This window comes from Mesorhizobium sp. M7A.F.Ca.US.002.01.1.1 (genome assembly GCF_004022955.1).
GTDB lineage: Bacteria > Pseudomonadota > Alphaproteobacteria > Rhizobiales > Rhizobiaceae > Mesorhizobium > Mesorhizobium ciceri.
Genome location: NZ_RZQE01000360.1, coordinates 1 through 6,133 on the forward strand (window position 1 = coordinate 1; position 6,133 = coordinate 6,133).

At 63.7% G+C, this 6,133-nt stretch carries 9 protein-coding genes; 5 read left to right on the forward strand and 4 right to left on the reverse strand.

What is annotated here, in order from left to right:
- The 3 genes from EN932_RS26400 to EN932_RS26410 form a co-directional block, all read right to left on the reverse strand.
- Positions 1-295: ATP-binding cassette domain-containing protein (locus EN932_RS26400; protein WP_164890628.1), on the reverse strand; the 295-nt coding region annotated here is incomplete at its 3' end.
- Positions 292-1,293, reverse strand: a complete 1,002-nt coding sequence (locus tag EN932_RS26405; RefSeq protein ID WP_127368837.1) for an ABC transporter permease — start codon at positions 1,291-1,293, stop codon at positions 292-294. The genes EN932_RS26400 and EN932_RS26405, both read right to left, overlap by 4 nt.
- Entirely contained in the window at positions 1,290-2,294 is a 1,005-nt protein-coding gene (locus tag EN932_RS26410) for a substrate-binding domain-containing protein (RefSeq protein WP_013530507.1), read from the reverse strand. The genes EN932_RS26405 and EN932_RS26410 overlap by 4 nt, the downstream gene beginning before the upstream one ends.
- A 411-nt stretch (positions 2,295-2,705) precedes the next feature.
- Here EN932_RS26410 and EN932_RS26415 point away from each other — a divergent pair, with 411 nt between their 5' ends.
- The 4 genes from EN932_RS26415 to EN932_RS26430 all read left to right on the forward strand — a co-directional run bounded on the left by EN932_RS26415 (position 2,706) and on the right by EN932_RS26430 (position 5,193).
- A complete protein-coding gene (locus tag EN932_RS26415) occupies positions 2,706-2,939 on the forward strand; it encodes a hypothetical protein (RefSeq protein WP_013530508.1) in 234 nt (77 codons plus the stop codon).
- Between the two features lie 120 nt (positions 2,940-3,059).
- Positions 3,060-3,257, forward strand: coding sequence for a hypothetical protein (locus EN932_RS26420; protein ID WP_013530509.1), 198 nt, complete (start codon positions 3,060-3,062; stop codon positions 3,255-3,257).
- 245 nt (positions 3,258-3,502) lie between these two features.
- Positions 3,503-4,261, forward strand: a complete 759-nt coding sequence (locus EN932_RS26425) for an SDR family oxidoreductase (protein WP_063168676.1) — start codon at positions 3,503-3,505, stop codon at positions 4,259-4,261.
- 62 nt (positions 4,262-4,323) lie between these two features.
- Entirely contained in the window at positions 4,324-5,193 is an 870-nt protein-coding gene (locus EN932_RS26430; protein WP_245460951.1) for a sigma-70 family RNA polymerase sigma factor, read from the forward strand.
- Between the two features lie 118 nt (positions 5,194-5,311).
- Here EN932_RS26430 and EN932_RS26435 read toward each other — a convergent pair whose 3' ends face one another.
- Positions 5,312-5,881, reverse strand: a complete 570-nt coding sequence (locus EN932_RS26435) for a TetR/AcrR family transcriptional regulator (RefSeq protein WP_013530512.1) — start codon at positions 5,879-5,881, stop codon at positions 5,312-5,314.
- A gap of 103 nt (positions 5,882-5,984) precedes the next feature.
- Here EN932_RS26435 and EN932_RS26440 point away from each other — a divergent pair.
- On the forward strand, positions 5,985-6,133 hold a 149-nt coding region (locus tag EN932_RS26440; protein ID WP_128369167.1), incomplete at its 3' end, for an SDR family NAD(P)-dependent oxidoreductase.

Sequence of the window (6,133 nt, forward strand, 5' to 3'; positions counted from 1 at the left end):
GCGCCAGGTTCTGGTGCACGGTCTCGATGCCGGCCTTGCGCGCCTCGTCGGGATTGGCGAAGGGCCGCGCCCGGCCGTCGAAGAACAGATTGCCGGCGTCGGGCTGATGCACGCCGACCAGGCTGCGGACCAGCGTCGACTTGCCGGCGCCATTGTCGCCGATCACGGCGGTGACCTCGCCGCGGCGGGCCTGGAAGGCGACGTCGGTGAAGGCGCGGATGCCGCCGAAATGCTTGCTCAGCCCTTCGCAGGCGATGATCGCCTCAGCGGCGGGGATGTGATGGGGAGCGCTCATTTCTGATACCGCATGATCAGCGCCGCCAGCACCACGATGGCTCCCACGGCAAGCGGTTGGTAGAAAGCCGACACATTGAGCAAGGTCAGGCCATTGACGAGTGCCGTGAGCATCAGCGCGCCGATGGCGGGCCCAAGAATGCTGGCGCGGCCGCCGAACAGGCTGACGCCGCCCAGCACCACCGCCGCCACCGAATTCAAGAGCAGGCTGGTGTTGATCTGCGGTTCGGCCGAGCCGATGCGGGCGACCAGGAGAATGGCCGCGATGCCGGCGCAGAGACCGGAAATCGTATAGGCGGCGATCTTGACCCGGTTGGTGCGGATGCCGAGCGCGCCGGCACTTTCGGCCTGGCCCCCGGTGGCCAGCAGATGCACGCCGAAGCGCGTGTGGTAGAGCGCGATATGGGCGACGATGACGGCTGCGATCGCCACCCATACGGGATAGCCGAACGGTCCGAACGAGCCGGAAGCGAGCCTGAGCAGGAAGGTCGAGCCGACCATGGTCGGTTCACCGCCCGACAGGATGAGGCCAAGGCCAGTGATGCCCGACAGCGTGCCGAGCGTCACCACGAAATCGGGGATTTTGCCTGCTGTGATGATCAGCCCGTTGAGGAAGCCCACCGCGCTGGTGGCGAGAATCGCGAGCACGCAGGCGATGAAGATGCCGTGGCCGGCGGCATTGACGAGGCCGAGGATGATGGCGCCGAGCATGACGGCTGCCGCCAACGACAGATCGATGCCCGAGGTGGCGATGACGAAGGTCTGGCCGATCGACAGCACGACCAGGATCGCAGCCGCCAGCAGCAGCGCCTGCAGATTGGCGACGCTGAGAAAGACCGGCTGGGCGATGCCGAAGACGATGACGAGGCCGACCAGGCCGACGACGGATGCCCAGTCGGCCCAGAAGGAGGGATCGAGGAGGAGAGCCGCCAGGGAGGGACGGCTCTCCTCCGCACCCGCCGAATCGGCGGCGGGCGCGTTGTCTGCAGGTGTGCTCACTTCAGCATCTCGCGGAAGGGATCGGGATAGTCGCCGCCGGGACGCGGAAAATTCTTTAGCGACGCTTCGGCATTGTCCTTGTTGATCAACAGCACAGGTGCCGGCACGTTGGCCGGCAGTTCCTTGCCCTTGGCCGCGACCGCACAGGCTTCGACGCCCATGGCGCCGACGACATAGGGGTATTGGGCGACGGTGGCGGTGAGTTCGCCTGATGCGATCGACTTCAGCGCATCGACAATGCCGTCTAGGCCGATCACCTTGACGTCCTTGCCCGACGTCCGCACGGCGCGCTCGACGCCAAGGGCCATGATGTCGTTGGCGGCGAAGAAGCCGGCGAGGTCCGGATGGGCGGCGAGGATATCGGTGGCGGCGGTCAACGCCTTTTCGCGATCCCAGTCAGCGCTGACCATCACCACGATTTCGAGCTTGCCTTCGACGGCCTGCCTGAAGCCCTTGATGCGGGCGTTGGAGCCGACATCGCCGACGATGCCGGCGACCAGCGCGACCTTGGAACCCTTAGGCACCAGCTTCAGCATCTCTTCGCCGGCCAGCACGCCTGCGGCGACGTTGTCGGTGCCGATATAGGTCGAGACGGCAAAGCCGGCGGCCTTGGCCTGCTCGGGGTCGATGGTCGAGTCGATGTTGACGATCGGCTTCTTCTTTTGGGCGACCGGCACCAGCGCCTGGACGAGGTTGGAGACGCTGATCGGGTTGACCAGGTAGCAATCGAAATCCTGCATGGCCATGGCGGTCAGGCGGTCGGCCTGGCCGGTGGCGTCACCCATGTTGGCGGCGGCCTGGACGCTGACACTGACGCCGTTGGCCTTGGCCTGCTCCTCGATGCCCTTCTGCATGGTCTGGAAGAATGGATTGTCGAGGCCTTTGACGATGGCCGCGACTTTCGCCGTATCCTCGGCCTGGGCGGGTGCCGAGACGATGGTTGCAAGCATGCCGGCGCCAAGCAGGCTCGTGCCGAGTTTCAGGCAATTGAACATGCGCATGGTTTTTCCTCCTCCTGATTGTTTATGGGCTGCATCAATGTCGCCGTCCGGCGACTGCAATGTCCGACGGCGCGCAAGCGACCCCGGCCCCTGGCGCGACGATCCGCCAACGGACTGCTGCCAGCCTGCGGATGTGCGGACTGCAGCCCCGGTTCGGGCGCTTTTCGATGTCAGGCATTGCTCCTCCCAGAGCGCCGGCCGATGCCATGCCGGCATTTGCGCATGTTTTATAAAAAATTGACACGCGTCAAGATTTAAAATGTGCGTAGCGATTTTTGATTGCGCGCCCTGCGGGCATGACTGTCCTGCCGGCATGCGCTACAACCAAGGCGCGAAAAAAACTGCCAGCCTAGGGAACCACTAGGGGGATGTCCGCGTTGGTCGCTACTTTTGTGCAGAGGGAGGTTTGGGGTGGGGCGTTTCGAAATCGTGGAAGAGCCAACGGGTACGTTTTCGATTTTCGACACCGTCACGGAATTGCCGGCAACGGCCAAAGGGGGCGTGTGCATTGGGCTTTATCGGCACGAAGTGCCTCTGGCACTGCTTGCAGCGGTTGAAACGGTCCAGCCCGGCCATTTTTCGCTCCTGCCCTCATTGTCGGTGTTGAACGACTGGCGGGCTCATCGAGACGATCTGCTGGCATGAGCAAAGCTGCCCGATGTCGCATCAAAAATCATACGGTATGGGAAATCACGCCCTGTTGTCGAAAGCGGCGGTGAGGCATGGAAAGCAAGGGGAGGTTGCAGTGCGTTGGGAGGTGAAGCAATGTCTGATCAGGACGACCTGATCCGAGCTGCCATCGGACGGCTGCTCGCCGAGAAGACAGGCGCCGCCGTCATATCGATGAGAGAGAGCGTCACCGAGCTTCTGGCGCTGACCGGTGCCGCACTGGACGAAAGACTCCAAGACCTGCTGCTGGAAATGGCCGAAGTCCGCGGCATGATGGTCGCTCTCGACTTCTGAACATATCCGGCTGGGATGCCGCAGCATGGACCGGCAGCGCTTTCATCGCCGGCAGCCTCTAACCTTACTGCGTCCAATATCGGGCATCGCATTTTAGGCCGAAAGCGGACAGGCAGCTTTCCGCCCGATCGCCAGTATTGCCGGCATGTCGCGGATCGTCGCCGCGACAGCGCGCCTCGCCAAACCTTGGCTCTTTTTCCGACCCTCAAACGTCTTAGCTACAGTGAAGCTAAGGAGCAGGGTCGATGAGCCTCAGGAATAAAGAAATCGTGGTCACCGGTGGCAGCCGTGGGCTTGGCCTCGGATTGGTCGAGGCGCTGGTCGAACAGGGCGCCAGCGTGACCGTCGTTGCCCGTGGCGTCGAGGCGCTGGATGCGGTCGGTGCGCGGCTTGGGGTCGCCACTATCCGCGCCGACGTTGCGGAGGAGGGCGCGGCCTATCGCATTCTTAGCGAGGTTCGTCCTGACGTCGTGGTCCTGAATGCTGGTGCCACGCCCCGGATGGGCCGGTTGGACCAACTGAGCTGGGAAGATTTTTCAATCGCCTGGGAAACCGACGTCAAGGCCGGGCTATACTGGCTGCAGGCGGCGCTCAACCTGCCGCTCAAGCCGGGCAGCCGTGTTCTGGTGGGATCGAGCGGTGCCGCCGTCACCGGGTCGCAGTTGTCGGGGGGCTATGGCGGCGCCAAGCGCATGCTGTGGTTCATGGCGAAGTACGCCAATGGCGTTTCGCTGGAGAAGAAGCTCGGCATCCGCTTTCAGGCGATCGTGCCGCGGCAGATGATCCTCGGCACCGGAACAGGCGATGCGGCGGCCGGCGCCTATTCCGGATCCATGGGCATCACGCCCGAACAATTCGTCACCCGCTTCGGTGCGCCGATGCCGCCCCGGACCTTCGGCGACAGGGTGGTTTCCGTGCTGGAAGACCCGCAATATGCGGAGGGCATCGTCTTCGGCCTCAATGGCGACGCGGGCGTAACCGTGATGGAGGGGGCTGCGGCTTGAGCGAACGAGATCCTGCCGTGGACCGCGACCGACGGGAAGGGCTGCTTGCCCTTGCCGCCGCGATGCGGCCAGAGCTGCACCGCTATTGCGCGCGCCTGATGGGCTCGGTCATCGACGGCGAGGATGTCGTGCAGGACACGTTTGCGCGGGCCTTCGTTGCGCTGAATGAGCTGGGCGAGGTGCCGCAGCTCAGGCCCTGGCTGTTCCGCGTCGCCCACAACCGTGCGCTTGACCTGCTGCGCAGCCGCGCGATCCGCGCGGCGGAGCCTATCGAGGCGGCGCTTGAAATTGCCGACGACACCAAAGCCGACCCGGTGGAGACGCTGATGCGCAGGCAAGCTATACAGACCGCAGTGTCGCGCTTCGCGGAGCTTCCGCTGCTCCAGCGCAGCGTCGTCATCCTCAGAGATGTGCTCGACGAGCCGCTGGCCGAGATCGCTGCTTTGCTCGGCATCACGGTCGATGCGGTGAAAGGGCACTTGGCGCGCGGCCGCGCCCGGCTTAGGGAAGTCAGTGCGCAGGCCAGTTCGGCTCCCGATGCGCGTATCGCGTCGGCCGCCGTGGTCCGTTATGCGACCCTGTTCAACCAGCGGGATTGGGACGGCTTGCGCGCCCTGCTTGCCGACGACGTCAGGCTTCATCAGTCCCTGCATGCGCCGCGCTCGGGTGCGGCGGATGTCGGCGTGTTCTTCACGATCTACGCCAAAAGCGACCGCGTGTGGCTGACGCCGGCCTGGCTCGACGGCCGCGAGGTGATCGCTGTGTTCGAAAGCCATGCCGACCAGAAACCGCGTCATTTCATGTGGCTGGAGTGGCGAGAAGGTCAGATCAGCTTCATCCGCGACTATCGCTATGTCAGCTATGTTACCGACGATGCCGAGCTGGTGCTGGCCAAGGACGCCAGGTCCTTCGGTCGCGGCACCGGGCACTGAAGAGCGGGCGCGCATCTGACCATCATACGGGCGGTGCTGTTCCTGCCAAGGGGCCGATGCGGGGCTGGGCGTCACACCGCATGAGAATAACTTTGACGTGCCCACGCGTGGTACGCCCTTAACTCTGCTCGATCAGCGCGCGCGCCGCAGCTTTCCCTGCCGCAAGGATACGATCCGACAATTCCGTTCCCTCCACGGCACGGGCCAGCTGAAGCGTGCCAATGAGGGTCGCAAAGATAGCGAACGCAACGCCCTCCGGATCAGGAGTTTGCGGCGGCAGCTCTACCGACACCTGGTGCACCTGGGTCAGCAAACGCTCGGTATAAAGCTGACGCGTTTCGGGTGGCTCACGGGCGATTTCCGCCAGCAAGGCGGCAGAGGCGCAGCCCTTCCCGGGGTTATCCCGATGCGCCGCCGACAGATATGTGTCTATGGCCATTGCCAAGCCGCCGGAGGCCAATGCTTGCCGTATCTCGTCGGACTGATCCTCGAGAGCTGCAGCGACCGTTTCACGGACAAGCGCCGCCTTTGATTGAAAGTGGGGATAGAAAGCCCCGTTCGTCAGCCCGGCGTCGCCCATGATGGTTGCCAGTCCGGACGCCGCTATGCCGTTTTTCCGAAAGCGTTCCGCGGCGACCTCCAGGATCCGGCCGCGCGAGGCGTCCTTCCTGCCCTTTTCGTAGCGCATGGCTGCTATTCCTTTCTGCTATTGCATTATGATCATAATCTGATATTACGACTGTAATTTAACAGATGCAAAAAAGCTAGCCCCCATGAGTTTGGAGCACGAAATGAAAACGAATGCCGGAAAAACCGCTGTTGTGACCGGAGCCTCTTCGGGCATCGGCCGCGCCAGTGCCGAAGCCCTTGCGCGGGCCGGGTTCACCGTCTTCGGAACCAGCCGGCGCAAGGCCGGCAACAATCCGGACGGGGTGACCAC